Origin of the sequence: Amycolatopsis speibonae (assembly GCF_042647925.1) — a bacterium.
Lineage (GTDB): Bacteria > Actinomycetota > Actinomycetes > Mycobacteriales > Pseudonocardiaceae > Amycolatopsis > Amycolatopsis speibonae.
In genome coordinates this window covers 124,707-148,916 of record NZ_JBHRWK010000059.1, presented here as the reverse complement: position 1 = coordinate 148,916, position 24,210 = coordinate 124,707, and the positions used below count along the sequence as shown (strand labels likewise).

The following is a 24,210-nucleotide window of genomic DNA, read 5'->3' as shown; positions in this document are numbered from 1 at the left end:
CCGCCGTTCGGGGCCGACATCCGGATAACCCCCGGGTTCACCCACCGGGTGGCCCGAGGGCGGGGGGAGGAGGAGTAGTCCGTTCCACGTCCTGGGCGAACCGCACCTGGTTCCGTCCGTTCTCTTTGGCCACGTAGACGGCGGCGTCGGAGGCGTGCAGGAGTTCTTCCAGGGATTCACCGTGACGAGGGAACAGAGCCGCCCCGATCGAGGTAGTGCGGCCCGAGATGGTCACGCGACTGCCCCGTTTGTCCGTGGTCACTATATGCAGTTCCGCGATAGCACTGCGCACTCGCTCGGCGGCGAGTTTGGCCGCCGTTTCGTCGATATCCGGCAGAAGGACCAGGAATTCCTCGCCGCCGAACCGGCCGATCACGTCGGCGGGCCGGGTGACCTCGTCCAATTTCTGTGCCACATCGCGGAGGACGTCGTCGCCGGCCGGGTGTCCATATGTGTCGTTAATCCACTTGAAGTGGTCGAGATCAATCATCAGAAGTGCCAGGTTGTCGTCCGATCGGGCAGTCCTTCCGAGCGCCCGATCGGCCGACTCCGACCATCCGCGCATGTTCAGAACACCGGTTTTCGGGTCCGTCCGCGCGTCGTTTTGCAGTTGGTCGATCTCGGCGAGGCGATTGAACACCACTGTCACCACGGCCATCACGATCACCATCGGAGGCATGATCAACAGCAGTACCGCGGTGACCGCGCCGAGGCCGATCGTGATGGCCTCCAGCAGGTTGTCCGCCGCATTGCCGAGCACGGTCGACATAGACGGCCGCTTCGGCGAGCCGATCGCGAGGATGCCGCCGATGTAGGCGATCTGCACCGCTTCGAAGACCATCCCGGCGATGATCAGGACACCGAATTCGCCGAGTGTGTCCCAGCCGGAAATCCGTCCCCATTCATGCGGTCCGAACGCGGCGAAGGTGAGCGAAGCCAAGGTCACCGAAACGCCGTGGGTGACCGACGAGAACACGAAGTTGTGCGCGGGTCGCCGGGCGATGAACCAATGCTGGATCCGGACCAGTGCGATGATGGAAAGCGTCAGTGAAAGCGGCAGGATGACCGCAGCGGGAAATGTCCAGACCGCGGTGAGGTCGATAAGGACGGTGCGGCTTCGATCACGCCGTCTTTCCTCTTGCCGCTGGGTGAGCTGAATATGTGCCGTGGCGCCGACGGCGAGAATTGCGAAACGAACCCAGTCTATTCTTTCCGGATTCGCGGAATCCATCGTCGCGAGGACCATGATCGCGATTCCGATGGCCTCCATCGCGAAGAGGAACGCGATGAATCGCTTCGGCCGCTGCCACAGCGCCCAGGCCCTGGGATCGTACGGATGGCGCTGCGGCGGTTCGGCCTGGTCACCTTCCGGGCTTGCCTGCCCGCGTTCGGTCACCGGTGCACCGCTCTGGGCGTCGGCCGCCGCCGCTCGCCCCTCAGGCTCGCCGGTGCCGTCGCCGTGCTGGCGGCGGTCGCCGGTCTCGGCTGGCAATTGCTACCTCTTTTCCGCGCGGATGGCACGGCTGAGTAATCTCACCGGTACCGACTGACACACCGTTCGTATTCCACGGCCGGTATCATCCCATCGCATCAGTTGTTCGACACCGGCAAGGGTGCCCGCGAACACGGACCGGAGGTGGCAATCGTGTCCCGTGATTTCTGATCTTGGCAGCTGAATGTTTTTCGAGACGCGACGCGGAAGGGGTGACGGATAGTGTCCAGCCGTGACTTCTGAGCCCGGACAAGGTATTAGTTCGCAGTAACGAGGTGGCCGGGAGGTGTCTGACCGTGTCGAGCCGTGACTTCTGATCGAGAGTCGTTTCTTTTTGCCAACGTGCCGAAGACCCCGGTGCCGAAGGTCGGAGCGTCGAAGCAGTGTTCCGTCGAGATTCACGAGTACGAGCCCGCCGGGCGGCAGTGCCGCCCCAGGGGTCGTCCAGTGTGGATTCCTCATGACAGCAACGGTTCCGGGCTGGATCCGTTGATGCGCCCCCAACTGAGTGCGACCAGCACGGCCAGCAGCAGGCCGACCACGCCTGCCAGTGCGATGGCCGAGGTCGCGGCCCCGAGCCGATCGGCGGCGAGCCCGCCGAGTCCCGCCCCTATTCCCTGAGCCACCCGCAACCCCGTGCGATACACCCCGCCGGCACCGCCCCGGAGTTCGTTCGGGACCCAGGTGATGAACGTGGCGCTCACCGTGATCAGGTACGCCCCCGCGGCACCCGCCGCCGCCAGCAGGAGCAGTGCCGGGATCAGCCCCGGTTTGAGCACGAAGCCGATCAAGGCGACCATCGGTAGTGCTGCCAGCACGCCGAGAAGCTTCCGTCGTTGTTCCGCGGAGACGAACCGGGACAACAGGAACGCCCCGATGACGAAACCCAGCGGATCGGCCGCCAGCAACCAGCCGACAGCCTGTTTCCCCACGCCCATCTCAGCGGCGAGCGGCGCGGCGAGCCCCTCGGGGATGACGGCCAGGCCGACCAGCCACGAGAACCAGATCAGCACCCGCAGGTGACGGTTGCCGAAGACCTGCTTCACCGCGCCGAACCAGCTGCCGTTGCCGTCGGACGCAGCCGCCCGCCGCGAGACGGAGAAGCGGACAACGGCCGCGCTGAGCAGGAAGGTCGCGGCGTCCAAAGCCAGCGCCCAGCTCACCCCGACCTGCGTGACCAGCAGACCGCCGCCCGCCAGCCCGAGCAGCATGGCGGTGTTGGTCGAGATGCCCCGGATGTCCTGGCTCTTGAGATAGAGGTCGTCGTCGGTGAACACCTCGCGCGTCAACGCGTTCTGCGCCGCGTTGCCGGGCGCGTTCGCGAGCCGGGCCAGCACCACCAGCCCGCACAGCAGGGCGAGCGGGGCGCCGGGGATCGCCATGATCGCGATCAGCACGCCTTGGATCAGCGAGGAACAGACGAGGACGGTGCGCCTCGGGTAGCGGTCGGCCAGCTGGGAGAGGCCGAGGCCACCGGCCAGCGCGGGCAGGAAGGTCAGGGAGTAGACCACCGCCGAGAGCAGGGCGGAGCCTGTCCTGTCGTAGACGAGGATCGCCAGCGCGACGATGGTGAGCTGGTCCCCGATGAGGGACTGCACCTCGGCGAGCCAGAGTGCGCGGAACTCGCGGTTCGCCAGGGCGGCGGTCATCCGCGGCGCCGCGTTCGTCTTCACTCCGTGACCACCTCCCCCCGATCGGGTGAACTTAGCTCCCTCGCATTCTTGCCTGTCTTGTTACGTGGCCGACGAGGGAGTCACAGTTGTCGACCCGCCGAGCAACGTTCAGTATGCCTCTGACTACAGGGAGACGAACAGAAGACCAGTGAATCCTTCCCCTGTTAGGCCGATCAAGCTACGCCGTCTGACCGGTGAGTGACGCCGGACTGACTCGCCCGCGGGTATCTGCGCGCCGATCGCCCGTCCTTCGCTCGGCGCAGCCCGGACGCCGTTCGCCGCCGGTTGAGTTTCGGTTGAGCCGAATGGGCCAACACTGAGTAGAGACCGGCCTGGAGGTGGAGGCCGGCTGGGCCAAAGGGGTGAAGGCGATGAACGGTTTGCTCGACGACAAGGCCGTCGTCGTGACCGGGGCCGGGAGGGGCCTCGGCGAGGCGTTCGCGGTGCACGTGGCCAGGGCGGGCGGTGCCGTCGTGGTCAACGACGTCGACGCCGAACTGGCCGCGCGGACGGCGGAGAACATCCGGCAGTTCGGTGGCAGAGCGGTCGCCAGCGGGCACAGCGTCGCGGATCCGAAACAGGCGCAGGAGATCGTCGACCTCTGTCTCGCCGAGTTCGGCGCGATCGACGGGCTGGTCAACAACGCGGGACTGAACTACGAGGCGTTGCCGTGGGAGGACGACGTCGACCAGGCCCGCGAACTGGTCGAGGTGAACGTCCTCGGCGTCATGTACACCGGGCTCGCCGCGATCAAGGCCATGATGGCGCGGGGGAGGCCGGGCTCGATCGTCAACATCTCGTCCGGGGCGTCGCTCGGGCAGCGCAAGCTCGGCGTGTACGCCGCCAGCAAGGGCGCGGTCGCTTCGCTGACCTATTCCTGGGCGCTCGACCTGGAGGAGAGCGGGATCCGGGTGAACGCGGTCTGCCCGCTCGCGCACACCCGGATGGTGTGGAAGTCCGAACGGTCACTGCGGTCCTGCCCGCCCGACCGGACGCCGTCGCGGATCGCGCCGGTCGTACTCTTCCTGCTCGGCGCCGGATCCGACGGGATCACCGGCCAGATGATCCGCTGCAACGGGCCGCAACTGCACATCATGGGGCAGCCGTACCTGAAGCAGCCCATCCTCGAACGGCCGGTGTGGGACACCGAGACCGTGCAGCGCGCCTTCGACGAGGTCTTCAGCGCGCACCTGGAGAACTACGGGCTCGAGAAGCGTGTCCCGCCCCGGTTGCGCAAGTGGACGGAGTCGACCCGGACCGCCTAGTTCGCGTGACTCGCGTGATCAGACGGCGAACTCGCGTGATTGGACGGCGAACTCACGTGATTGGAGGCGGAACACGCGAGTTACCCCTTCAATCACGCGAGTTACGCCTTCAATCACGCGAGTTCCGTGTCTGATCACGCGAGTGTCGTCCGCTAGCCGACGACGAAGGGGAGCTTCGCGGCCAGGTCGCCGAGGGCGGCCTTCTCCGCTTCGGTCGGTGAGCGGCGTCCGGTGCCGACCAGGAGCGCGTCGGTGTCGGAGAACGACTCAGGGAACTTCTCGCCGGTGCGCTGCTCCAGGATCTGCCGGGTCCTGGCGAGGCTGTCGGCGGCGGGTCCGTCGAGGTGCGGGAGATGCGCGACGAGGTCGAGGTGGTGCAGCGTCCACTCCAGGACGTACGCGGACAGGAAGTCACCCGCGGACAGGACGATGTCGCGGGTGGCGACCCGCGTCGCGGGGTCGGCGAGGCGCGCGGCACGGCCCGCCGCGGACCCGACGTCGTCGAGGTGGAACTTGAGCAGCCGGGGTTCTCGGTACGCGGCGGCGAGGCGCACGATCAGCGCGTCGAGGTCGTCCTCCCCGGTGGGCGGGGTGCTGGCGACCTCCCAGTAGGTGACCGCGTCGCGGGTGGCCGCCGTTTCGACGGGGGTGGCGAGGGTGATCAGGACGTCCTGGGCGTCGATCACCAGGTGGCACGCCAGATCCTGCACCAGCCAGCCCGCGCAGCCGGACGGTTTGGCGAAGTCTTCGTCGGGGGTTTCGGCGACGGCGGCGAGGAGCGCCGCCCATGAGCGGGAGAAGAGATCCACGGCGGCAAGTTAGCAGCGGCGGCGGCTTGGCGGCGACCTCTTTGCGCGGCTTCACTTGGGTGGGTCGTGAGTGGCGTTTCGTGTTCTGACCCGAATCGCCACTCACGACCAACCTGACCGACGCGTCACCGCCGCTTGGCCGTCTCACGTCCGTGAAGGCCTCCTTACCTACCTTCAGGGTAGGTAAGGAGGCCTTCACGGACAGGCCTTCTCGGCGGCGCGTCAGGAGCCGGCGGCGGGGGCGGGAGTGTCCGACGGGTAGAGGTCCGCGATCGTCGGCGCGTACCGGTCGTTGATGATCCGCCGCTTCAGCTTCAGCGTCGGGGTCAGTTCGCCGCTCTCGGGCGTCCACGCCTTCGGGATCACGTGGTACCGCTTGATCTGCTCGATCCGGGACAGCCGCGCGTTCGCCGCCTCGACGGCCTTCTCGATCTCCGCGCGCACCTGCGCGTTGTCCGCGAGCGACTCGCCCTCGGTGAGCTCGATGCCGTTCGCGGTCGCCCAGCCGGGCGCGATCTCGTCGTCGACGACGATCAGCGCCGTGACGTACGGCCGCTTCTCGCCGATCGCGACGGCCTGTCCGATCAGCGGGTGCTCCTTGAGCAGCCCTTCGATCTTCGTCGGGGCGATGTTCTTGCCGCTCGAAGTGATGATCAGTTCCTTCTTGCGGTCGGTGATCGTGACGAAGCCGCGTTCGTCGATCGTCCCGATGTCGCCGGTGGCGAGCCAGCCGTCGGCGTCGACGTCCGGTTTGATCGAGCCGTCCTCCTGCAGGTAGCCGAGGAACACGATCGCGCCGCGGACCAGCAGTTCGCCGTCCTCGGCGACCTTCACCTCGACGCCTTCCAGCGGACGGCCGACCGAACCCGCCTTGAACGCCGACGGCGTGTTCGAGGTGACCGCGCCGGTGGTCTCGGACAGCCCCCAGACCTCCTGGATCTCGACGCCGAGCCCGGCGATGAAGTACAGGATCTCCACCGGCAGCGCGGCGGCACCGCTGGAGGCGACCTCGACCTTGTCCAGGCCCAGCATCGCCCGCACCGGCGCGAGCGCGGCCGCGTCGGTCCGCGCGATCTTCTCCGCGAGTTCCGGCGGCACCTCCTTGCCGTCGCTGCGCAGTTTGTAGCCCTGTTGCAGCAGTTCGTTCGCGCCGATCAGGCCGTTCCGCTTCTCCTCCGGCAGGGAGCCGAGCAGGTTCTTCAGGCCCGCCACCATCTTTTCCCACACCCGCGGGACGCCGAAGAAGCTCAGCGGATGCACCTGCCCCAGCGCGCCGACGACGGCCGTCGGGTCGCCGACGGTGTGCACGTGCCCGGCCCACACGATCGGCATGTAGATCGACAGTTCGCGTTCGGCGATGTGCGCGAGCGGCAGGTACGCGATGTTCGTGGCGTGCATCGGCGAGTCGTGCAGCCGCATGACCGCGGTGGCCTCGTGGATCGCGTTGCGGTGCGACAGCACGACACCCTTGGGGTCGCCGGTGGTGCCGGAGGTGTAGATCATCGACAGCGGGTCGTCCGGGCTGATCGCGGACCACGCCGTCGCGAACGCCTCCGGGTCGGCCGCGTGCGCTTCGGCGCCGGCCGCGCGCAGATCGGCGAACGACAGGAATCGTTTGTCGTCCTGGGGGAGCACGGACGCGTCGAGCAGGACGACGTGCCGCAGCGCGGGCAGGTCGTCGAGGACCTGGGACCAGCGGCCGAGTTCTTCGGCACCGGCGAGCACGACGACGCCGGCGGCGCTGTGCCGGGCGACGAACCCGATCTGCTCCGGGCTGAGCGTCGCGTACGCGGTGCACGGGATCGCGCCGAGATGGGCGGCGGCGAGGTCGGCGATCAGGTGGTCGGGGCTGCTCGGCGCCATGATCAGCACCCGGTCGCGGGTGCCGACCCCGAGACCGGCGAGCCCGCGCGACACCTCCGCGATGGCGGTGCGGAATTCACGCCAGTTCAGGGTCGGCTTGCCCTCGGCGTCGAGTGAAGTGACCGCCGGCAGATCGCCGAACTCCTCGGCGTTGCGGTGAAGCAGGGCGGGGATGGTCTGGCCTTCGATCTGCTCGGCGACGGTCGGCTGGGTGGTCAACGCTGGCCTCCTCGATGCTGCCTGATCAGGCACACTGTAAGGGCTCTCGTCAGCGGTGGATAGAGAATCGCGGCCACGGTTGCGCTACGCGAAATGTCCACCTTTTCCGTTTTCAGCGCGTCAGTCGCGAACAAGGAGGAGCCTCGACGATGACCGGTTCGGCACGTGAGTTGATCGACGCGGTCCAGGCGGAACTGGCACCCCACGACGACGACAATCGGCTCGTCCCGATGGTCGAGGCGGGTGAAGCGCCACGGGAGGTCTTCTCCGCGATCGCCGCGGAGGAGTACCGGATCGTCCGCAGCGACTGGCGCGGTTTCCTCCACCTCGCCTCACGAGCCCAGGAGCAGAACGCGCGGGAGTTCTTCGCGACCCTGGCCTCGGGCGAGGGGCTGGCGTTAGGCAAGCTGCCTGCCCTCGCCGAGGAGCCGCCGGACTTCGAGCCGCGCGCGGGATGCCAGGCGTATCCGGCGTTCGTCGCCTGGCTGGCGCTCAATGGCGAACCGGCGGACGTCATCGTGGCGATCGTCGCCAACTTCGCCGCCTTCGGCCGGTACTGTGCCGCGATCGCCGCCGCGATGCGGGAGCACTACGGCTTCGACGACGAGGCGTGCGCCTTCTTCGACTTCTTCGGCGCGCCGTCGCCGGAGCTCGAGGACCTGGCCGCCAAGGCCGTCCAGGCCGCGCTCGACGTCGGACAGGTGTCCGAAAAGGACGCCCGGATCCACGCGCGGTTGTTCCAGGCGTACGAACTGGACTTCTGGAACACACTCGCCGACGATGGCGGGCGTGACTGACCTCGTAGCCGAAGCCGCGGCACTGGACGCGGCCGATCCCTTGGCGCACAAGCGAAACGAATTCGACCTCGACGCGGACGTCGCCTACTTCGACGGTAACTCGCTGGGCGCGCCGCCGAAGCACGTGGCCGGGCGGGTCGCCGAGGTCGTCCGCGAACAGTGGGGCGGCCGGCTCATCCGGTCCTGGTCGGAGGGCTGGTGGGAAGCGCCGTTGCGGGTCGGCGAGCGGATCGCGCCGCTGGTGGGTGCCGCGCCGGGGCAGCTGGTCGTGGCGGATTCGACCAGCGTGAACCTGTTCAAGGCGCTGATCGCCGCGACCAGGCTCAACCCCGGCCGCGACGAGATCCTCGTCGACGCGGACACGTTCCCGACCGACGGCTACATCGCCGACGAGGCCGCCCGCCTGACCGGGCGCACGGTCCGCCGGGTCGTCGCCGAGGACATGCCGGACGTGGTGAGCGAGCGGACCGCCGTCGCGCTGATCAACCACGTCGACTACGTCACCGGGCGCGCCCACGACATGGCCGCGCTGACCGCGGCGCTGCGTCGCGCCGGGGCGCTGACGCTCTGGGACCTCTGCCACAGCGTCGGCGCGCTCCCGGTCGAACTGGACGCGGCGGGCGTGGATCTCGCCGTCGGCTGCACCTACAAGTTCCTCAACGGCGGTCCGGGCGCCCCCGCTTTCCTTTATGTGGCAACGAAATGGCTGGAAAGCTTCGAGCAGCCGCTGGCGGGCTGGGCAGGCGACCGTGACCCGTTCGCGATGCGGGGCGCCTACGAGGCCCACGCCGGGATCGCGCGTGGCCGCGCCGGCACGCCCGACATCCTTTCGCTGCTCGCGTTGGACGCGGCCCTCGACGTCTGGGTCGGGGTGGATCGCGGGTCGCTGCGGGAGAAGGGTCTCGCGCTCGGTGACTTCTTCTTCCGATGCGCGGACGAGCTGCTCGACGGCGTGAAGATCCGGACCCCGCGCGGCGCCGACCGCGGGCACCAGATCTCGGTCGTCGACGACGACGCGGCCAAGACGATGGCCGCCCTGATCGAACGAGGGGTGATCGGGGACTTCCGCCCGCCCGACGTGCTGCGGTTCGGCCTGGCACCGCTCTACACCACCTACGGCGAGGTGCTTCGCGCCGTCACGACGCTTCGAGACCTCCGGAAATGACACTCGGGGTGGCGAAAAGCATGAAGTTCATTCGGGAATCGGTGGCAAATAGGTGATCACCTCGCCCCGGTGGGGGAGACACGGCGACCCGTCGCGAATTCGCTGTTAATCTCGACGTTCGCTCTCGCCGCGAGTGTGACGTAGATCCTTCCCCTGTGGCGTAAGGGAAACCCGCGTCGCTCGTCTCAGCGGCGAGGCGCGGCCCACGGCGCCCGGAGAAGGAGGGGATCGTGTCGTTCACCTATACCGCCATCGCCGTGTGCGGTGTCGTCTCCGGTTTCCTGCTCAATGAATTCGGCTCGCGATATCCGGTCGAGACGGCGCTCGTGCTGATCCTGGCCTGCGGAGTGGTGACGCTGTGCTGGGCGGGCGTCCGGCTGCTCCGAGACGCGTCCGGGCGGGTCGACGCGCTCCTCGAAGACGAGCTCGGCCGTGTCGACGAAGATCATTTCGCCGAAACCGCGGCGATAAGCTTCGGAAATTCTCGATTCCGTGGTTCGAACGGCGTTACGGCGGCCTTCCTCCGCGGTGATGTCGTTCGCAAACCGAACGGTATGTGGAGCTCTGGTCCGAAAGCGTGAGCGAGGTCACGGCGAGTAGTTTTCGTCGACTTTTCGGCTGAGACGCGAACGCGGCGAGCTGTGACTTGATCGAGTCCGATGAACGTCGATCAAGCCGCTGCCTGCGGTAAACCGCCAGGTGATCTACTGGCGAGTCACTTGGCGGGGTGTCCTGGTCCACGTGGTGGACTTTCGAGGTCCACCGAGCTCTCGTCAGCTGGTCACGGCCATACGCGACTACCCTTCGCGTCCGGACTTGACTCACCCGTTTGGGTCTCCTAGCGTCTTCGCGGGCGGAGCGGACCACGCTGTGTTGATCCGGCTATCGGATCCCGCGGGTATGAGATCCCCGGCGACCCGACACCAATAACTGCCGGAAGGAAAACGGACCACGGTGAAGCAGATTTCCCTTCGACGAGGCCGCGGCTCTTCGATTCGTTCGCGCGTTCTCACGATCGCCCTCATTCCGAGCACCGCGCTGATGCTCGTCGGTCTCGCGATCGGCGGCTACTTGATCTTCGACGCGGTGAACGGCCGCGACTACGCGCAACGGATCCGTGACTCGGAGGCCCCCTCCGTCCCGTTCTTCGCCCAGATCCAGGAGGAGCGACGGCTGACGCTGCGCGAGCTCGCGGGCGACCGCTCGCAGCACGCCTCGCTCGTGGAGCAGCGCGCCAAGACCGACGCCGCCACCCAGGGCGTCGTCACGCACCTCCAGAAGTTCATCGGGGACTCGCCCGACAGCGTGCAGCGCAACATCGCCACGGTGAACGGGCTGTTCCAGAAGATGCCGCAGATCCGTCAGTCGGCCGACTCCGGTCAGCTGCCGCTGCTGGACGCTTTCACCTTCTACAACCAGATCCTCGACCAGTTCGTCGAAGGCCTCACGGGTCTCGCGCAGGACGCGCCGAACGCCGAGAACGCCTACCAGCGCATCACCGCGGTGCCGTTGTTCACCGCGATCGACCAGTTGCAGCGCGCGAACTCGCTCGCCGCCGCGGCGGTCGCGGGCGGTGGCTTCACCGACGAGACCTACCGCGCCTACGTCAGCCAGGTCGGTTCGTACCGCTCGCTGCTCGAGTCGTCCGTCTCGCGGATGCGCCCGGACGTCAAGGCGAAGTTCGACCAGCTCGTCGCGAGTGATCCGTGGAAGGCCGTCAACTCGGTCGAGAACACCTTCCTGCAGAACAGCAAGGCCACGCTCCCCATCCCCGAGCAGACGTGGCTGCAAGCGGCGCGCGGCGTCGGTGACGCGATGATGCGCGGCTTCGTCGAGCAGAGTGGTGCCGCCACGACCGAGGCCATCGACGAGGCCGACCGGACACTGATCACCTCGGCCATCGCCGCGGCCATCGCGCTGCTGGTGGCGATCGGCGTGTTCATCATCGCCCTGCGGCTGTCCAACCGGCTCATCGGCAGGCTGGCCCGGCTGCGCGAGGACACCCTCGACGTCGCCGAGATCCGGCTGCCCGAACTGGTGGACCGGGTGCGCGCGGGCGAACCCGTCGACCTCGACGACAAGGGTCACTTCCTCGACCACGGCGACGACGAGATCGGCCAGGTCGCCGAGGCCTTCAACAAGGCACAGCAGACCGCCATCGCGGCCGCCGTCGAAGAAGCCAGGACCCGTGAAGGCACCAAGACGGTGTTCCTCAACATCGCGCACCGCAGCCAGGTGATCGTGCACCGCCAGCTCAAGGTGCTCGAGCAGGCCGAGCGCAAGCAGGAGGACCCGGAGCAGCTGGAGACGCTCTTCCAGCTGGACCACCTCTCCACCCGTGCCCGCCGCAACGCGGAGAACCTGATCATCCTCGGTGGCGGCCAGCCCGGCCGTCAGTGGCGCAAGCCGGTCACGCTGGCCGAGCTGACCCGCGGCGCCTCGGCCGAGACCGAGGACTTCGCCAGGGTGAAGACGGCGAAGATGCCCGCGGTCGCGGTGCAGGGCCCGGTCGTCGGCGACCTCGTGCACCTGCTCGCGGAGCTGATCGACAACGCCACCTCCTTCTCGCCGCCGCAGTCGCGGGTCGAGCTGCGGGGCAACGTGGTCGGCAAGGGCGTCGTGATCGAGGTCGAGGACCAGGGCCTCGGCATCGAGCCCGAGCAGGCCGCCGAGCTGAACGCGATGTTGGCCGATCCGCCGGATTTCGGCATCATGGCTTTGTCAGCCGAGCCGCGGCTGGGCCTGTTCGTGGTCGCGCGCCTCGCCGCTCGCCACGGGATCTCCGTGCACCTGCGCGAGTCCGCGTACGGCGGCACCAGGGCCATCGTGCTCGTCCGCACCGACCTGCTCGCGCCGGTCCCGTCTGATCAGCCGGAGGACGAGGTGGACCCCGAGAGCACCGAGGTGCCGGACGCCGCGCCGCTGCTGCCGGGCCGCCGTGCCCGTCACCGCACGGAGTTCCCCGTGGAGCGGCCCGAACTGCCCGTGCCGATGCCGGTGGCTCCCCAGTCGGAGTTCCCGCAGGAACAGCCCGGTGCCGCGCTGCCGCCGCTGCCCTCGCGCCAGCCGCGCGTGCCCCGGCCCGAGACGCCCAGGCTCGACCCGGCCCGGCCCGAGCCGATCCGCCCGGAGCCTGCGCGTGCCGAGTCACGGCCGCAGGCGGTGCAGCCGCCGGCGTGGCCGCCCGCCGACACCCGACCGCAGGACGGCCGTCCGCCGCAGACCCGGCGACCCGGCCCCGAGGCGCCGGGCAGGCCACCGCTGCCGCAGCGCCGACGTCAGACGAACCTGGTCCCCCAGCTGATGGAGGACCGGCCTGCCGACCGGCGCGAGGACGTCCGCGAGGACACCCCCGAGCTGGCCAGGAACCGCCTCGCCGCCTTCCAGCAGGGGACGCGCCGTGGCCGGGACACCGAACCCACCGACGAGTACACCGACCACGACATGTACGGAGATCGTGACTAGATGGCCAACGCGGGAGTCAGTGAACTCGACTGGTTGCTGGATGACCTGGTCAAGCGTGTCAGCGGTGCCGACAGGGCGGTAGTCCTGTCAGCCGACGGCCTGCTCATCGGACGGTCCGGCAACCTGTCGGAGCAGGACGGCGAGCACCTGTCCGCGGTCGCGTCGGCGTTCCAGAGCCTCGCGCGGGGCACGGGACGGCATTTCGGTGGCGGCAACGTCCGGCAGACCATGGTCGAGATGGATCACGCCTTCCTGTTCGTCACCGCGGCGGGCCGCGGCGCGTGCCTCGCGCTGCTGGCGAAGGAAGACGCGGACATGGGTCTCGTGGCCTACGAGATGAACCTGATGGTCAAGCGGGTCGGCGCGGTACTCACTTCGGCGCCTCGCGCCGCGACTCCCCTGTCGCCATGAGCGGGCGGCACGAGTCGTGGTTCGAGGACGAGGCAGGGCCGCTGGTCCGGTCGTACGCCGTCACGGGCGGGCGCACCCGCTCGGATACGCTCGGCCTCGACCTGATCACCCTGGTGGTGGCCATGCGCACCGCGCACGAGGTCGCCGGCTTCGAGCCGGAGTACGGGCGGATCCTCAACCTGTGCCAGAGACCGACCTCCGTCGCGGAGGTCGCCGCGCGTATCGATCTGCCGCTGCCGGTGGTGAAGGTGCTGCTGAGCGACCTCATCGAACAGAACCTCGTGCTGTTCCGCACCGCGACCCCGGTCACCGACACCCCCAACAAACACGTACTCCAGGCGGTTCTTGATGGCATCCGGAAACTCTGAGCCCCGGCGATCCTTGACCGCGAACGCGGTCAAGGTCCTCATCGCCGGCGGGTTCGGGGTCGGTAAGACCACGATGGTCGGCTCGGTCAGCGAGGTTCCCCCGCTGCGCACCGAAGAGGTCATCACCGCGGCGTCCGAGGGCGTCGACGATCTCACCGGCGTCGAGAAGAAGACGACCACCACGGTCGCCCTCGACTTCGGCCGCATCACCATCAACCCCGAGCTGATCCTGTACCTGTTCGGCACGCCGGGACAGGACCGGTTCTGGTTCATGTGGGACGAACTGGCCGAAGGTGCGCTCGGCGCCGTCGTGCTGGCCGACACTCGGCGGCTCGACAGCTGCTTCGCGGCCGTCGACTTCTTCGAGCGCCGCGGACTGCCGTTCGTCGTCGCCGTCAACTGCTTCGACAACGCGTATCGCTACGGCACCGAGGAGGTCCGGCAGGCGCTCGACGTCAGCATGGACGTCCCGCTGCTGCTGTGCGACGCGCGGGAACGCGACTCGACGAAGCAGGTGCTGACCGTGCTGATGGAGCACGTGCTGGCGCTGTCCGATCTGGCGGCAGGGCTGCCCCAGGGACGCTGATCTTCCCGCACCTGAACGCCATGAAAGGTCCTTTCCTTGCCAAATTTGCAAGGAAAGGACCTTTCATGGCACTTGGTGAGGCTCAGGACTTGCGGCGGCGGCGCAGTGTGTCGAGCGCGTAGGTGCCCGGGCCGACCACTGCGAACAGCAGGAAGACCCATGAGTACAGGGCGGCCATCTCACCCTTGTTCTGCAACGGCAGCAGCGCGTCGGGCTGGTGTACGACGAAGTACGCGTACGCCATCGTGCCCGAAAGCAGTACCGAGACCGGGCGGGTGAACAGGCCCGCCAGGAGCAGCAGCGATCCGGCCAGTTCGATCACCCCGGCGTACCAGCTCGGCCAGGTGCCGACGGGGACGGCGGGCTTGTCGAAGAAGCCCATCGACTGCAAACCGTGACAGAGGAACAGGAACGAGACCACTACGCGGACGACGGAGAGGGCCAGACCCTGCCATTTGGCTGTCTGGCCGATCTCGGTGGTCGTGGCGGTGGCTGTCTGGGTCATGACGCATCCTTCCGGCTCAAGGTGGTCTAAACCATTGATGCGATAAAGGATGCCGGATACCCCCATCCGTAGGGAACTTTCTTTTGGGGGGTAATTCCATGGTATGGCCGAATTTATTGACAGCGAATCGACAGGTACGCAATAAAGAGGCCCCTTTCCTGGAATCATTCCAGGAAAGGGGCCTCTTTATCGGCGTTCAGCGGCGGCGGCGCAGTGTGTCGAGCGCGAAGGTGCCCGGGCCGACCACCGCGATCAGCAGGAAGATCCAGCAGTAGAGGGTGGAGAGCTCGCCCATGTTCTGCAGCGGCAGCAGGCCCTCCGGCGCGTGGACGGTGAAGTAGGCGTAGGCCATGACGCCGGAGAGGAGCACCGCGACCGGCCGGGTGAACAGGCCCACCAGCACCAGCACGGCACCGACGACCTCGATCACGCTGCCGTACCAGCCGGGCCAGGAGCCGAGTTCGACGGAACCGCCCGCGCCGTCGACGCCACCGAAGAAGCCGAATCCCTGCAAGCCGTGGCAGAGGAAGAGGAACGAGACGACGATCCGGACGGCCGACTGGATCGCACCCTGTGCCTTGGCAGCACGCGGGGTGGCGGTGGTCGTGGTGGCGGTGGTCTCGGCGGGGGTGATGGTCTGCGTCATGGTTCCGGTCCTTCCGGGAGGTTTCTGTCCGGCTGCTTCTGCTCATGCGTCGGACGAGCCGGGCGCCAATCGACATGCGAGCGGAAAGTTTTTTCGCGGGCCGGTCACATCACCCGGTCGGCCCAGCGTCAGACTGGTCGCCATGGCGGGTAAGACGAGTGCCGGGATCCTGCTCTTCCGCAGGTCGGGCGAGGTGACCGAGGTGCTGCTCGGGCATATGGGCGGGCCGTTCTGGGCGAAGAAGGACGCGGGCGGCTGGTCGATACCCAAGGGCGAGTACGAGCCGGACGAGGCGCCGGAGGACGCGGCGCGGCGTGAGTTCCGGGAGGAACTGGGGCTGCCGGCGCCGGAGGGCGAGTACCTCCCGCTCGGTCAGGTGAAGCAGTCCGGCGGCAAGGTCGTGACGGTCTGGGCGGTGGAGGGCGACCTTGATCCGGCTCAGGTCGTCCCCGGCACCTTCGAGATGGAGTGGCCGCCGCGGTCGGGCCGGACGCAGGAGTTCCCCGAGGTCGACGGGGCCGCCTGGTTCGGGCTCGCCGAAGCGGAGGAGAAGCTGCTCAAAGGTCAGCGCCCGTTCCTCGTCCGGCTGGGTGAACTGCTCAACGGCTGAGTAACCGGCGCGGCCCTACCGCTCCAGTAATTCGCCCAGCGGTTTGTCGGCCAGCGATCCCAGTACGAGATCGGCGTGGTCGAAGTTCAGCACCGCGGTGATCGGGTTCGGCACCGCGACGCACCGCAGTCCGGCGGCCTTCGCCGCGGTGACACCGTGCGGTGAGTCCTCGAACGCGATCGCCTCGGTCGCGGGCAGGTCCAGCGCGGCGAGCGCGGCCAGATAGAGGTCCGGGCTCGGCTTCGCCTCGTGGAGGTCGCCGGTGAGGACGGCCTCGAACGCGTCCGCGAGGCCCAGCCGGTTCAGATGCGTGGAGACCCAGTCGCCGGTCGAACTGGACGCGATGGCCAGCCGCAGGCCCTGCTCCTTCGCGTCTTCGAGGTACTCCTGGACGCCGGGGCGCGGCCCCTCGGACTCCAGCAGTTCGGTGACCCGGGCGCGGACGCCGGTGCGGACCGCGATCCTGTCGAGGGTCTCGTCGTTCTTCTCCAGCAGTTCGAACATCGCGACGGCGGTGTTCTGGGTGCCGATCACGGTGTGCCAGACGTCGAGGGGGAGCTCGTCGCCGCGCTCGCGGAAAGTCTCTTGCCAGGCCACGAGGACGGCCGCCTCGGTGTCGACCAGCGTTCCGTCGAAGTCGAAGATCAAGGCACCGGTCATGGGACGAGTCTATGTCTTGACTCACTGAGTGGTACGGATTACCGTACGCATTCGTTAGGAAAGTTACCAAACGAACAAGTGTACTCGAAGTGAACGCCGCGCACCCGTCCCTCTCAACCCGCCGCCACGGATTCCCGGGGAGATCGATGTGAAGGCCCGTACCCGACTACTGCCCTTAGGCGCGGCCGTAATCCTGCTGCCGACGCTGCTCAGCGGCAACGCGCAAGCCGCCGACGTCCTGTTGTCCCAGAACAAACCCGTCATCGTCTCCTCGGTGGAGTCCTCGTCGTACGCCGGCGCGCTCGCCGTCGACGGGAAGACCAGCACCCGCTGGGCGAGCGTCGAAGGCGCGGACCCGCAGTTCATCCGTATCGACCTGGGCGGCCCCTCCGCCGTCAACCGGGTCAAGCTGAACTGGGAGGCCGCGTACGCCACCGCGTACAAGCTGGAAGTCTCCAACGACGGCTCGGCGTGGACCTCGATCAAGTCCGTCACCAACGGAAACGGCGGAACCGACGACCTCACCGGCTTGTCCGGCAAGGGTCGCTACCTGCGCCTGGTCGCGACCAAGCGGGCCACCAGCTACGGCTATTCCCTTTGGGAGATGCAGGTCTACGGAACGTCGGACTCCTCCAGCGACACGCAGGCTCCCACCGCGCCCACGAACCTCAAGGCCGGTTCGATCACCGCGTCCACAGTGGACCTGACGTGGACCGCGTCGACGGACAACGTCGGCGTCGCCGGTTACGAGGTGCTGCGGAACGGCCAGGTCGTCGGCACTACGGAAAGCGCTTCCTTCGCCGACACCGGACTCACCGCCGCGACCGCGTACACCTACAGCGTCCGGGCGAAGGACGCCGCGGGCAACACCTCGGCCGCCAGCGGCGCTATCCAGGCGACCACACAGGCGGGCGGCGGTTCGTCGTTCGTGCTCGCCGCTTCCGGTGACATCGCGGAACAGTGCACCGCGTCCTCGTCGTCGTGCGTCCACCCGAAGACCGCCAACCTGGTCGGGCAGATGAACCCGGCCGCGGTGATCACCATGGGCGACAACCAGTACGACGATGCCCACATCGAGGACTTCACGAAGTACTTCGACAAGACCTGGGGCAAGTACAAGAGCATCATGCACCCGATCCCGGGCAACCACGAGACCTACGACGACACCCCGCTGGGTGCCTACAAGAAGTACTTCGGCAAGATCGCGACGCCGAACGGGAAGACCTACTACAGCTGGGAAATGGGCAACTGGCACTTCGTCGCCATCGACAGCACGGAGTTCTCCCCCGGTCTCGCCGCGAACGCGGTCAGCGACGAGCAGTTGAACTGGATCAAGCAGGACCTGAAGAACAACACCAAACCCTGTGTCGCCGCGTACTACCACCACCCGCGCTACACCTCGGGTGACCACGGCGACAACGACAAGATGGCCACCCTCTGGGAGACCATGGTCGGAAACAAGGTCGACCTGGTGCTCAACGGCCATGACCACCACTACGAGCGGTTCTTCCCGCAGAACGCCGACGGCGACAAGGACGCGGCCGGTCCGGTGCAGATCATCGGCGGTGGCGGTGGGGCGACCCTGTACCCCGTCAAGACCGAACACCCGGCCACGGCGAAGGCGATCTCGACCTACGGCGTGCTCAAGCTGAACATGTCGGAGAACGCCTTCTCGACCCAGCTGATCGGTCTCGACGGCAAGACCATCGACTCCTCTCCCACCTACACCTGCCACTGATCCTCGCGATCAGGTGCCGGGTCGCGGCCGTGTGCACCGCGACCCGGCACCTCCTCGCGGCGTAGGAGGTCTCCCATGTACATCGCCACCGCCAGGGGAGCGGACACCGCGGCGGAAGTACCGAAGAGCGGCATGAAACGGGCCGTCACCGGGAACGTCGTCGCGCTCGGCCTGGTCAGCCTGGTCACCGACATCTCGTCGGAGATGGTGACCGCGGTCCTCCCGCTCTACCTCGTCCTCGGTCTCGGCCTGAGCCCGCTGCAGTTCGGCGTGCTCGACGGCCTCTACTCCGGTGTCACCGCCGTCGTCCGGCTCGTCGGCGGGCATCTCGCGGACCGGTGGCAGCGGCTCAAAGCCGTCGCCTGCTTCGGTTACGGGCTCTCTGCACTGGGCAAGATCGGCCTGATGCTGGCGGGTTCGTCCACCGTGGCGATCGGCGCCGTCCTGGCGGCCGACCGCACCGGCAAGGGCGTCCGGACCGCGCCGCGGGACGCGCTGATCACCTTGAGCAGCGACCCCGAACACCTCGGCCGCGCGTTCGGCGTGCACCGCGCTATGGACACCTTCGGCGCTTTCCTCGGCCCGCTGGTCGCCATGGCCGTGCTGTGGCTCAGCCTCGGCAGCTACGACTCCGTGTTCTTCACGAGCTTCTGTATCGCCGCGATCGGCGTGATCATCCTGGTGATGCTGGTCAAGGACCACCAGCCCACGCCGAGGGCCGAGCGGCCCAAGGTCTCCTTACGGGAGACCGCCGGCTTGATCCGCCAGGCGTCGTTCCGCCGAATCTGCGTCTGGGCGGCCCTGCTGGGCTTGGTCACCCTCAGCGATTCGTTCCTCTATCTGGTTCTGCAGCGCCGTTGGGAACTCGGCGCGGTCTTCTTCCCCTTGCTGCCACTGGGAACCGCCGGTGTCTATCTGCTGCTCGCCGTTCCGTTGGGCAGGCTTTCGGACCGGATCGGCCGCTGGAAGGTGTTCCTCGGTGGACACGTCGCGCTGGTCGTCGCGCTGCTGGCGCTGCTCGGACCGGTGGACGGCGGCATCCTCGCGGTGCTGGCGCTGGTGCTGCACGGTGTCTTCTACGCCGCCACCGACGGCGTCCTGATGGCCGCCGCCGGGCCGCTGCTGCCCGAGCATCAGCGGGCGAGCGGGCTGGCGCTGGTGCAGACCGGGCAGGCGACGACCCGGATGTTCGCGTCCGTCCTTTTCGGACTCGCGTGGACCACTTGGGACCTGCACGCCGCGGTCCTGGTCGCCGCGGGTGCACTGGCCGTCGTGGTCGTCGCGGCCGCCGTCCTCCGTCCTTTGAGGACTTACGCATGAGGGCGCGGATCCTGGGCGTGGTGGCGGCGGTCGTCGTCCTGATCGCGGCGGCCGTCGGCTACGGCCTCTACTCGCGGGACCGCGGGCCGGAGGTCAACTCCGTCGCCGTCGTCACCGGGCAGCCGGTTTCGGTGCAGGCCAAGGGACAGCTGCTGTTCCGCAATACCGCCGAAGGCCCCGATTTCGGTCACCTGGCCACCGTCCCGGTCGATCGGCCTGGCGAAGCGCGAAAGGTGTCCGGCCTCAGTTGTGACCGGTTCGCCGCATCGGCGGGGACGGCGCTGTGCCTGGCCGCGCAGCCGGGAGTGCTGCCGCCGATGACCGACGTCATCGTGCTGGACAAGGACCTCAACGAGATCCGCCGGATCGAACTGCCCGGCACACCCAGCCGCGGCCGGGTCTCGCCGGACGGGAAGCTCGCCTACTGGACGTTGTTCGTCAACGGGGATTCCTACGCGGAGACCGGGTTTTCGACCAGGGCCGGCATCTTCAACGTGTCGACCGGGAAACTGACGAAGAGTATCGAGGAGATGACCCTCCTGCTCGACGGCAAGCCGTACTACTCGTCCGACGTGAACTACTGGGGGATCACCTTCGCCGCCGACGGGAAGAAGTTCTACGCGACCGTGGGGACGAAGGGGAAGACCTACCTCGTCGAGGCGGACTACGAGAAGCTCGTCGCGAGGATGATCCGTGAGAACGTCGAATGCCCGTCGCTTTCGCCGGACGGGAAGCGGATCGCCTTCAAGAAGCGGGTTTCCGCCGACATCGCGGCGCCTTGGCGGCTGGCCGTCCTCGATCTGGCCTCGGGGAAGGAGACCATGCTGGCCGAGACGCGGAGCGTGGACGACCAGGCGGCCTGGCTCGACGACCGGACCGTGGCGTATGGGCTGGAGTCGGGGATCTGGGCTGTTCCGGCTGACGGAAACGGGGCGGCTCGGGAGCTGGTGCAGCACGGAAGTTCGCCGGCGGGGGTGTAGGTGGCTCGTGAGTGGTAAGTGCCGTTAGAACGGCACTTACCACTCACGACCACCTGGACCGACGCGTCACCGCCGGCCTGGCTACTTGAGGTACTTGGGGAGGTGAGGGTCGAGTTTCCTCGGCTGAGCCGAGGGAAGGGGGCCTTCACGCGCGGCCGCTGTGACTGCTGGTGCGCGTGGGGCGAACGTGGCGATCACGGAGGTAGTGAAGGCCTCCTTCCCTACCTTCAGGTTAGGCAAGGAGGCCTTCACGGACTGGACGTGCGAGCGACCGCAGCCAGAATCCAGTAGGTACCTAAGACATTGTCGGCCTTAAACCGAATCACCACCCACGCCGAGCGCGTCCGCCTGCTCCCGGAACACGTCGTAGGCCGCGGTCCCGAACAGCACGAACCGCACCAGTTCCACCGAACACGAGCCGGTCGAAAGCGTGCTCAGCACGGCCTCCAGCGCGATCTCCGCCGCGGATTCGACCGGCCACCGGTAGATCCCGGTCGAGATCGCGGGGAACGCCACGGTGTGCGCGCCGAGATCGGCGGCCACGTGCAGACAGTTGCGGTGGCAGGCCGCCAGCAGCGCGGACCGGTCTTCGTCGCCGGACCACACCGGCCCGACGGTGTGCACCACCCAGCGCGCCGGAAGGCGGCCCGCCGTGGTGGCGACCGCCTCTCCGGTCTTCAGCCCCTTGCCGTAGTGCCCCGCGCGCAGCGCCCGGCATTCGGTGAGGATCTCCGGCCCGCCGCGGCGGTGGATCGCGCCGTCCACCCCGCCGCCGCCGAGCAGGGACGAGTTCGCGGCGTTGACCACGACGTCGACCTGTTGTTCGGTGATGTCGCCTTCGACCAGTTCGATCCTCATGATCGCTCCGTCAGTCGTTGAAGTATTCGATCAATACCGGGGCCACCGCCTTCGGCTTGAGCATATGCGTCTGGCCTTCGATCGTCCGGTGCTCGGCGCCGGGGACCGCCTTCGCCAGCGCGGCGACCCCGTTGCGGATCCACGCGGGGCTCTTGCCGCCGTCCATGACCAGCGTCGGCACGGAAACGCTCGCCCAGCGGCCTTCGGGCAGCGGGGTGCCGTCGTGCAGGCCGTCGAACAACGCGGCGTCGTAGCGCAGGGTCGGCGCGACCTTCTTCAGCTTCGGCCAGGCGGGCATGAACTGCATCATGAACACGACCGGCGCCGGGACCCGCACGCCTTCCCGCATGAAGGTCTTGATCGCGGTGCCGGGCTTTCCGGTGGCGACGGCCTTTTCCAGCCGTTCGGTGTAGTCGGCCGGGACCGGCGGGCGGGTGTCGTCGACGACCAGCGGGAATTCGTAGACCGCCAGTTTCGTGATCGGCAGCCCGGCTTTCGCGGCTTCGAGGGCGAGCGCGGCGCCGGAGGAGATCCCGTAGACGCGGGCTGTCCCACCGGCTTCCTTGATCAGCGCCGCGATGTCCTCGACTTCGCGGGCGACGGAGAACGGGGCGGTGTCGCCGCTTTCGCCGCGGCCGCGACGGTCGTAGGTGTAGACGGTGAAGTGCGGGGCGAGCTCGGCGGCCAGCGGTTTGGCCGGGCCGAACTCGCGGTGGCACATCGCGCCGTCGACCAGGATGACGGCGGGGCCGGAGCCGGTGCGGGTGTAGGCGATGGTGGTGCCGTCTTGCGAGGTCACGGTGCTCATGGCGGGAATTCTCCTAGGGTTGTCTAGCGGGATTCGCGGAGGACGACGGCGGTGACCCAGCCCCAGGCCAGCATCACGGTGGCCCAGAAGGCGAGCATCACGACGGCGTTCGCGTTGCCGGAACTGATCCCGGCGAAGGAGGCGAAGAACGCGATGCCGGTGGCGCGGGAGTAGACGGCCCAGCCGCGGTGGCCCGCACGGGAAAAGCGGCTCGCGAACACGAAGGTCGCGATGATCAGCGACAGGAAGCCGACCGAGCCGGCTGCCATGTGCAGGATCCCGGCGGTGCTGATGGTGGCCGGGCCGGAACCGACCGGGAAGCCATTGCCTGGGTCGGCCTTGAAGACCGCGGCGAAGAGCAGGCTGGCGCCGAAGACGCCCAACAGCCGTGGGCCCCACGTACTGCCTCTGCCCGGTTCGAGCGTCCGGCTCAAGCCGATCGCGCCCGCGATCATCAGGATGCCGGTGACCAGGAAGTTCGTCACCTGGATCCAGCCGGCGTCGCCGTTGCTCAGCATGCTCGCCGGGTGCTTCGTCGGGTCGAAGCCGTCGCGGACGGCGGCCTGGGTGAGCGAGATCAGGAAGTACAGCGGGCCGGAGGCCGCGCCGCAAGCGAGCAGGGCGCGGGTCGGGACGGTGGTGGTGGCGCGGGTGGCGGCGATGGTCATCGTTTCGGCCTTTCGGGGCGGGAGTGCGTTGGCACAACCTTCGCTCCGAAAGTCCCGATTGTCAAGACAAAAAAAATTGTCGGTGACGCCTGCTGTGACCCCGAAGGGTCGCAATCAGCGGACTACTTGCTGTTTCGCAAGGTCAGAAGGGTGATCTCGCTCGGCGCGAAGACGCGCAGCGGCGGTCCCCAGAAGCCGGTGCCGCGGCTCGTGTAGAGCTGCGTGCGCTCACCGTGGCGCGAAAGCCCGGCCAAAACAGGCTGGTCGAGCCGCACCAGGAGATGGAACGGCCAGATCTGGCCGCCGTGGGTGTGCCCGGAGATCTGGAGGTCGATACCGGCCTCGGCGGCCTGCTTGACCTGCTTCGGCTGATGGGCGAGCAGGACGACCGGGGTGCTCGCGGCGACGCCGTCGAGCGCGGCGGGGAGGTCGGGGCCGTGACCGGGCAGACCGGAGGCGGTGCCGGTCGGGTCGTCGATGCCGGCGAAGACGAGCGTGTCCCCGCCCTGGGAGACCGGCAGGTGCCGGTTGTGCAGCGGTTCCCAGCCGAGGTCGCGCATGTGGTCGAGCCAGGCCTGCGCCTCGCCGAAGTACTCGTGGTTGCCGGTGATGTAGAACTTGCCGAGCTTCGCGCGGACCTTCCCGAGCGGCGCGACCTGCTGCGCGCGCTTGGCGACGGAACCGTCGGCGAGGTCGCCCGCGTGGGCCACGACGTCGGCGTCGAGTTCGTTCACCACCTCGACGACCTTCTCCGACCACTTCGTCCGGTTCAGCGGGCCGAAGTGGGTGTCGGTGATGATCGCGAAGCGGAGACCGTCGAGTCCCGCGCCGAGGCGGGGGATCACGACGTCGAGCTCCTTGAGCCTCGGCACGCGCCGGGCTTCGACCATCCCGTACGCCGCCAGCGCCGCAAAAGCCGCCAGGACGACGCCGGACACGATTCCCGCCGCACTGTCCACTCCGGACACCGCGAGTACGAGCCGCAGCACGTTTCCGAGTACCGACAAGGAGAACAGCAGCCAGATCAGCCCGAGGGAGAGGTCGCCGATCTTCGCCGCGAGGTCGCGCTGCCAGGGGCCGTGGCCGAGGATCATGCACGCGGGCACGGCGACCGCCGCCGCGGCGAACACGATCGTGCCGAGGACTTCGAGCGCGGACGGGAGTTCGGGGGAGCCGACGATCGTCCACCACGGCACTCCGAACAGGAGGGCGAGAACGGCGATCAGCGCGGCGACGCGGGCGAGGATGCGAGGCATGATGACGCCAGGCTAACAGACCGTCGGTCTCTACCGCGGTCTTCGCTG

23 protein-coding genes are annotated in these 24,210 nt (G+C 68.0%); 12 read left to right on the top strand and 11 right to left on the bottom strand.

The window, feature by feature from the left end; genetic code table 11:
- Positions 1 to 37: 37 nt before the first annotated feature.
- A complete protein-coding gene (locus ACFOSH_RS32265) occupies positions 38 to 1,492 on the bottom strand; it encodes a GGDEF domain-containing protein (RefSeq protein WP_378243373.1) in 1,455 nt (484 codons plus the stop codon).
- A 458-nt stretch (positions 1,493 to 1,950) separates the two neighbouring features.
- Positions 1,951 to 3,165, bottom strand: coding sequence for an MFS transporter (locus tag ACFOSH_RS32260; RefSeq protein WP_378243371.1), 1,215 nt, complete (start codon positions 3,163 to 3,165; stop codon positions 1,951 to 1,953).
- A 371-nt stretch (positions 3,166 to 3,536) separates the two neighbouring features.
- Here ACFOSH_RS32260 and ACFOSH_RS32255 point away from each other — a divergent pair, with 371 nt between their 5' ends.
- On the top strand, positions 3,537 to 4,430 hold the full coding sequence (locus tag ACFOSH_RS32255) for an SDR family NAD(P)-dependent oxidoreductase (protein ID WP_378243369.1): 894 nt from the start codon (positions 3,537 to 3,539) through the stop codon (positions 4,428 to 4,430).
- A gap of 152 nt (positions 4,431 to 4,582) precedes the next feature.
- Here the strand turns inward: ACFOSH_RS32255 and ACFOSH_RS32250 are convergent, their stop codons facing one another.
- Together ACFOSH_RS32250 and ACFOSH_RS32245 are read right to left on the bottom strand one after the other, a co-directional pair.
- Positions 4,583 to 5,239 (bottom strand): maleylpyruvate isomerase N-terminal domain-containing protein, encoded by a 657-nt coding sequence (locus ACFOSH_RS32250; RefSeq protein ID WP_378243367.1) that lies wholly within the window; start codon positions 5,237 to 5,239, stop codon positions 4,583 to 4,585.
- Positions 5,240 to 5,461: 222 nt separating this feature from the next.
- Positions 5,462 to 7,321, bottom strand: a complete 1,860-nt coding sequence (locus ACFOSH_RS32245; protein WP_378243365.1) for an AMP-dependent synthetase/ligase — start codon at positions 7,319 to 7,321, stop codon at positions 5,462 to 5,464.
- A 149-nt stretch (positions 7,322 to 7,470) separates the two neighbouring features.
- On the opposite strand from ACFOSH_RS32245, the gene ACFOSH_RS32240 reads away from it, so the two are divergent.
- From ACFOSH_RS32240 to ACFOSH_RS32210, 7 genes are all read left to right on the top strand, one after another.
- Entirely contained in the window at positions 7,471 to 8,118 is a 648-nt protein-coding gene (locus ACFOSH_RS32240) for a transcriptional regulator (protein ID WP_378243363.1), read from the top strand.
- Positions 8,102 to 9,283 (top strand): kynureninase, encoded by a 1,182-nt coding sequence (locus ACFOSH_RS32235; RefSeq protein WP_378243361.1) that lies wholly within the window; start codon positions 8,102 to 8,104, stop codon positions 9,281 to 9,283. Before ACFOSH_RS32240 ends, ACFOSH_RS32235 begins: the two co-directional genes overlap by 17 nt.
- Before the next feature lie 230 nt (positions 9,284 to 9,513).
- The gene (locus ACFOSH_RS32230) at positions 9,514 to 9,864 is read left to right on the top strand and encodes a hypothetical protein (RefSeq protein ID WP_378243360.1); all 351 of its coding nucleotides are present in this window, start codon (positions 9,514 to 9,516) and stop codon (positions 9,862 to 9,864) included.
- Positions 9,865 to 10,237: 373 nt separating this feature from the next.
- Positions 10,238 to 12,748 carry a sensor histidine kinase gene (locus tag ACFOSH_RS32225; protein ID WP_378243358.1) on the top strand — a complete coding sequence of 837 codons (2,511 nt, stop codon included), beginning with the start codon at positions 10,238 to 10,240 and terminating at the stop codon, positions 12,746 to 12,748.
- Positions 12,749 to 13,159 carry a roadblock/LC7 domain-containing protein gene (locus ACFOSH_RS32220; protein ID WP_020631067.1) on the top strand — a complete coding sequence of 137 codons (411 nt, stop codon included), beginning with the start codon at positions 12,749 to 12,751 and terminating at the stop codon, positions 13,157 to 13,159.
- The gene (locus ACFOSH_RS32215; RefSeq protein ID WP_101610141.1) at positions 13,156 to 13,527 is read left to right on the top strand and encodes a DUF742 domain-containing protein; all 372 of its coding nucleotides are present in this window, start codon (positions 13,156 to 13,158) and stop codon (positions 13,525 to 13,527) included. Before ACFOSH_RS32220 ends, ACFOSH_RS32215 begins: the two co-directional genes overlap by 4 nt.
- Positions 13,508 to 14,113, top strand: coding sequence for a GTP-binding protein (locus ACFOSH_RS32210; RefSeq protein ID WP_101610140.1), 606 nt, complete (start codon positions 13,508 to 13,510; stop codon positions 14,111 to 14,113). The genes ACFOSH_RS32215 and ACFOSH_RS32210 overlap by 20 nt, the downstream gene beginning before the upstream one ends.
- A gap of 82 nt (positions 14,114 to 14,195) precedes the next feature.
- Here ACFOSH_RS32210 and ACFOSH_RS32205 read toward each other — a convergent pair whose 3' ends face one another.
- Positions 14,196 to 14,618: a DoxX family protein gene (locus tag ACFOSH_RS32205; RefSeq protein ID WP_378243355.1), complete on the bottom strand. Its 423-nt coding sequence runs from the start codon at positions 14,616 to 14,618 to the stop codon at positions 14,196 to 14,198.
- A gap of 196 nt (positions 14,619 to 14,814) precedes the next feature.
- On the bottom strand, positions 14,815 to 15,264 hold the full coding sequence (locus tag ACFOSH_RS32200) for a DoxX family protein (RefSeq protein ID WP_378243353.1): 450 nt from the start codon (positions 15,262 to 15,264) through the stop codon (positions 14,815 to 14,817).
- Positions 15,265 to 15,406: 142 nt separating this feature from the next.
- On the opposite strand from ACFOSH_RS32200, the gene ACFOSH_RS32195 reads away from it, so the two are divergent.
- Positions 15,407 to 15,874, top strand: a complete 468-nt coding sequence (locus ACFOSH_RS32195; protein WP_378243351.1) for an NUDIX domain-containing protein — start codon at positions 15,407 to 15,409, stop codon at positions 15,872 to 15,874.
- A 15-nt stretch (positions 15,875 to 15,889) separates the two neighbouring features.
- Here ACFOSH_RS32195 and ACFOSH_RS32190 read toward each other — a convergent pair whose 3' ends face one another.
- Positions 15,890 to 16,534, bottom strand: a complete 645-nt coding sequence (locus tag ACFOSH_RS32190) for an HAD-IA family hydrolase (protein ID WP_378243349.1) — start codon at positions 16,532 to 16,534, stop codon at positions 15,890 to 15,892.
- A gap of 148 nt (positions 16,535 to 16,682) precedes the next feature.
- On the opposite strand from ACFOSH_RS32190, the gene ACFOSH_RS32185 reads away from it, so the two are divergent.
- The 3 genes from ACFOSH_RS32185 to ACFOSH_RS32175 all read left to right on the top strand — a co-directional run bounded on the left by ACFOSH_RS32185 (position 16,683) and on the right by ACFOSH_RS32175 (position 20,572).
- Entirely contained in the window at positions 16,683 to 18,272 is a 1,590-nt protein-coding gene (locus ACFOSH_RS32185; protein WP_378243347.1) for a discoidin domain-containing protein, read from the top strand.
- Positions 18,273 to 18,347: 75 nt separating this feature from the next.
- On the top strand, positions 18,348 to 19,592 hold the full coding sequence (locus ACFOSH_RS32180) for an MFS transporter (protein WP_378243345.1): 1,245 nt from the start codon (positions 18,348 to 18,350) through the stop codon (positions 19,590 to 19,592).
- Positions 19,589 to 20,572, top strand: coding sequence for a hypothetical protein (locus ACFOSH_RS32175; protein ID WP_378243343.1), 984 nt, complete (start codon positions 19,589 to 19,591; stop codon positions 20,570 to 20,572). Before ACFOSH_RS32180 ends, ACFOSH_RS32175 begins: the two co-directional genes overlap by 4 nt.
- Before the next feature lie 312 nt (positions 20,573 to 20,884).
- Here ACFOSH_RS32175 and ACFOSH_RS32170 read toward each other — a convergent pair whose 3' ends face one another.
- The 4 genes from ACFOSH_RS32170 to ACFOSH_RS32155 form a co-directional block, all read right to left on the bottom strand.
- Complete coding sequence (locus ACFOSH_RS32170) at positions 20,885 to 21,430, bottom strand: O-acetyl-ADP-ribose deacetylase (protein ID WP_378243341.1); 546 nt, start codon at positions 21,428 to 21,430, stop codon at positions 20,885 to 20,887.
- 10 nt (positions 21,431 to 21,440) lie between these two features.
- Entirely contained in the window at positions 21,441 to 22,238 is a 798-nt protein-coding gene (locus ACFOSH_RS32165; RefSeq protein WP_378243339.1) for an alpha/beta fold hydrolase, read from the bottom strand.
- A gap of 23 nt (positions 22,239 to 22,261) precedes the next feature.
- Positions 22,262 to 22,906 (bottom strand): DUF998 domain-containing protein, encoded by a 645-nt coding sequence (locus tag ACFOSH_RS32160; protein ID WP_378243337.1) that lies wholly within the window; start codon positions 22,904 to 22,906, stop codon positions 22,262 to 22,264.
- Positions 22,907 to 23,028: 122 nt separating this feature from the next.
- A complete protein-coding gene (locus tag ACFOSH_RS32155) occupies positions 23,029 to 24,162 on the bottom strand; it encodes a metallophosphoesterase (RefSeq protein ID WP_378243335.1) in 1,134 nt (377 codons plus the stop codon).
- Between the last annotated feature and the right edge of the window lie 48 nt (positions 24,163 to 24,210).

Coding starts and splice junctions, on each gene's coding strand:
- ACFOSH_RS32255 (WP_378243369.1), top strand. CDS start 3,537: ATGAACGGTTTGCTCGACGACAAGGCCGTCGTCGTGACCGGGGCCGGG.
- ACFOSH_RS32240 (WP_378243363.1), top strand. CDS start 7,471: ATGACCGGTTCGGCACGTGAGTTGATCGACGCGGTCCAGGCGGAACTG.
- ACFOSH_RS32235 (WP_378243361.1), top strand. CDS start 8,102: ATGGCGGGCGTGACTGACCTCGTAGCCGAAGCCGCGGCACTGGACGCG.
- ACFOSH_RS32220 (WP_020631067.1), top strand. CDS start 12,749: ATGGCCAACGCGGGAGTCAGTGAACTCGACTGGTTGCTGGATGACCTG.
- ACFOSH_RS32215 (WP_101610141.1), top strand. CDS start 13,156: ATGAGCGGGCGGCACGAGTCGTGGTTCGAGGACGAGGCAGGGCCGCTG.
- ACFOSH_RS32210 (WP_101610140.1), top strand. CDS start 13,508: ATGGCATCCGGAAACTCTGAGCCCCGGCGATCCTTGACCGCGAACGCG.
- ACFOSH_RS32205 (WP_378243355.1), bottom strand. CDS start 14,618: ATGACCCAGACAGCCACCGCCACGACCACCGAGATCGGCCAGACAGCC.
- ACFOSH_RS32200 (WP_378243353.1), bottom strand. CDS start 15,264: ATGACGCAGACCATCACCCCCGCCGAGACCACCGCCACCACGACCACC.
- ACFOSH_RS32195 (WP_378243351.1), top strand. CDS start 15,407: ATGGCGGGTAAGACGAGTGCCGGGATCCTGCTCTTCCGCAGGTCGGGC.
- ACFOSH_RS32190 (WP_378243349.1), bottom strand. CDS start 16,534: ATGACCGGTGCCTTGATCTTCGACTTCGACGGAACGCTGGTCGACACC.
- ACFOSH_RS32180 (WP_378243345.1), top strand. CDS start 18,348: ATGTACATCGCCACCGCCAGGGGAGCGGACACCGCGGCGGAAGTACCG.
- ACFOSH_RS32175 (WP_378243343.1), top strand. CDS start 19,589: ATGAGGGCGCGGATCCTGGGCGTGGTGGCGGCGGTCGTCGTCCTGATC.
- ACFOSH_RS32170 (WP_378243341.1), bottom strand. CDS start 21,430: ATGAGGATCGAACTGGTCGAAGGCGACATCACCGAACAACAGGTCGAC.
- ACFOSH_RS32165 (WP_378243339.1), bottom strand. CDS start 22,238: ATGAGCACCGTGACCTCGCAAGACGGCACCACCATCGCCTACACCCGC.
- ACFOSH_RS32160 (WP_378243337.1), bottom strand. CDS start 22,906: ATGACCATCGCCGCCACCCGCGCCACCACCACCGTCCCGACCCGCGCC.
- ACFOSH_RS32155 (WP_378243335.1), bottom strand. CDS start 24,162: ATGCCTCGCATCCTCGCCCGCGTCGCCGCGCTGATCGCCGTTCTCGCC.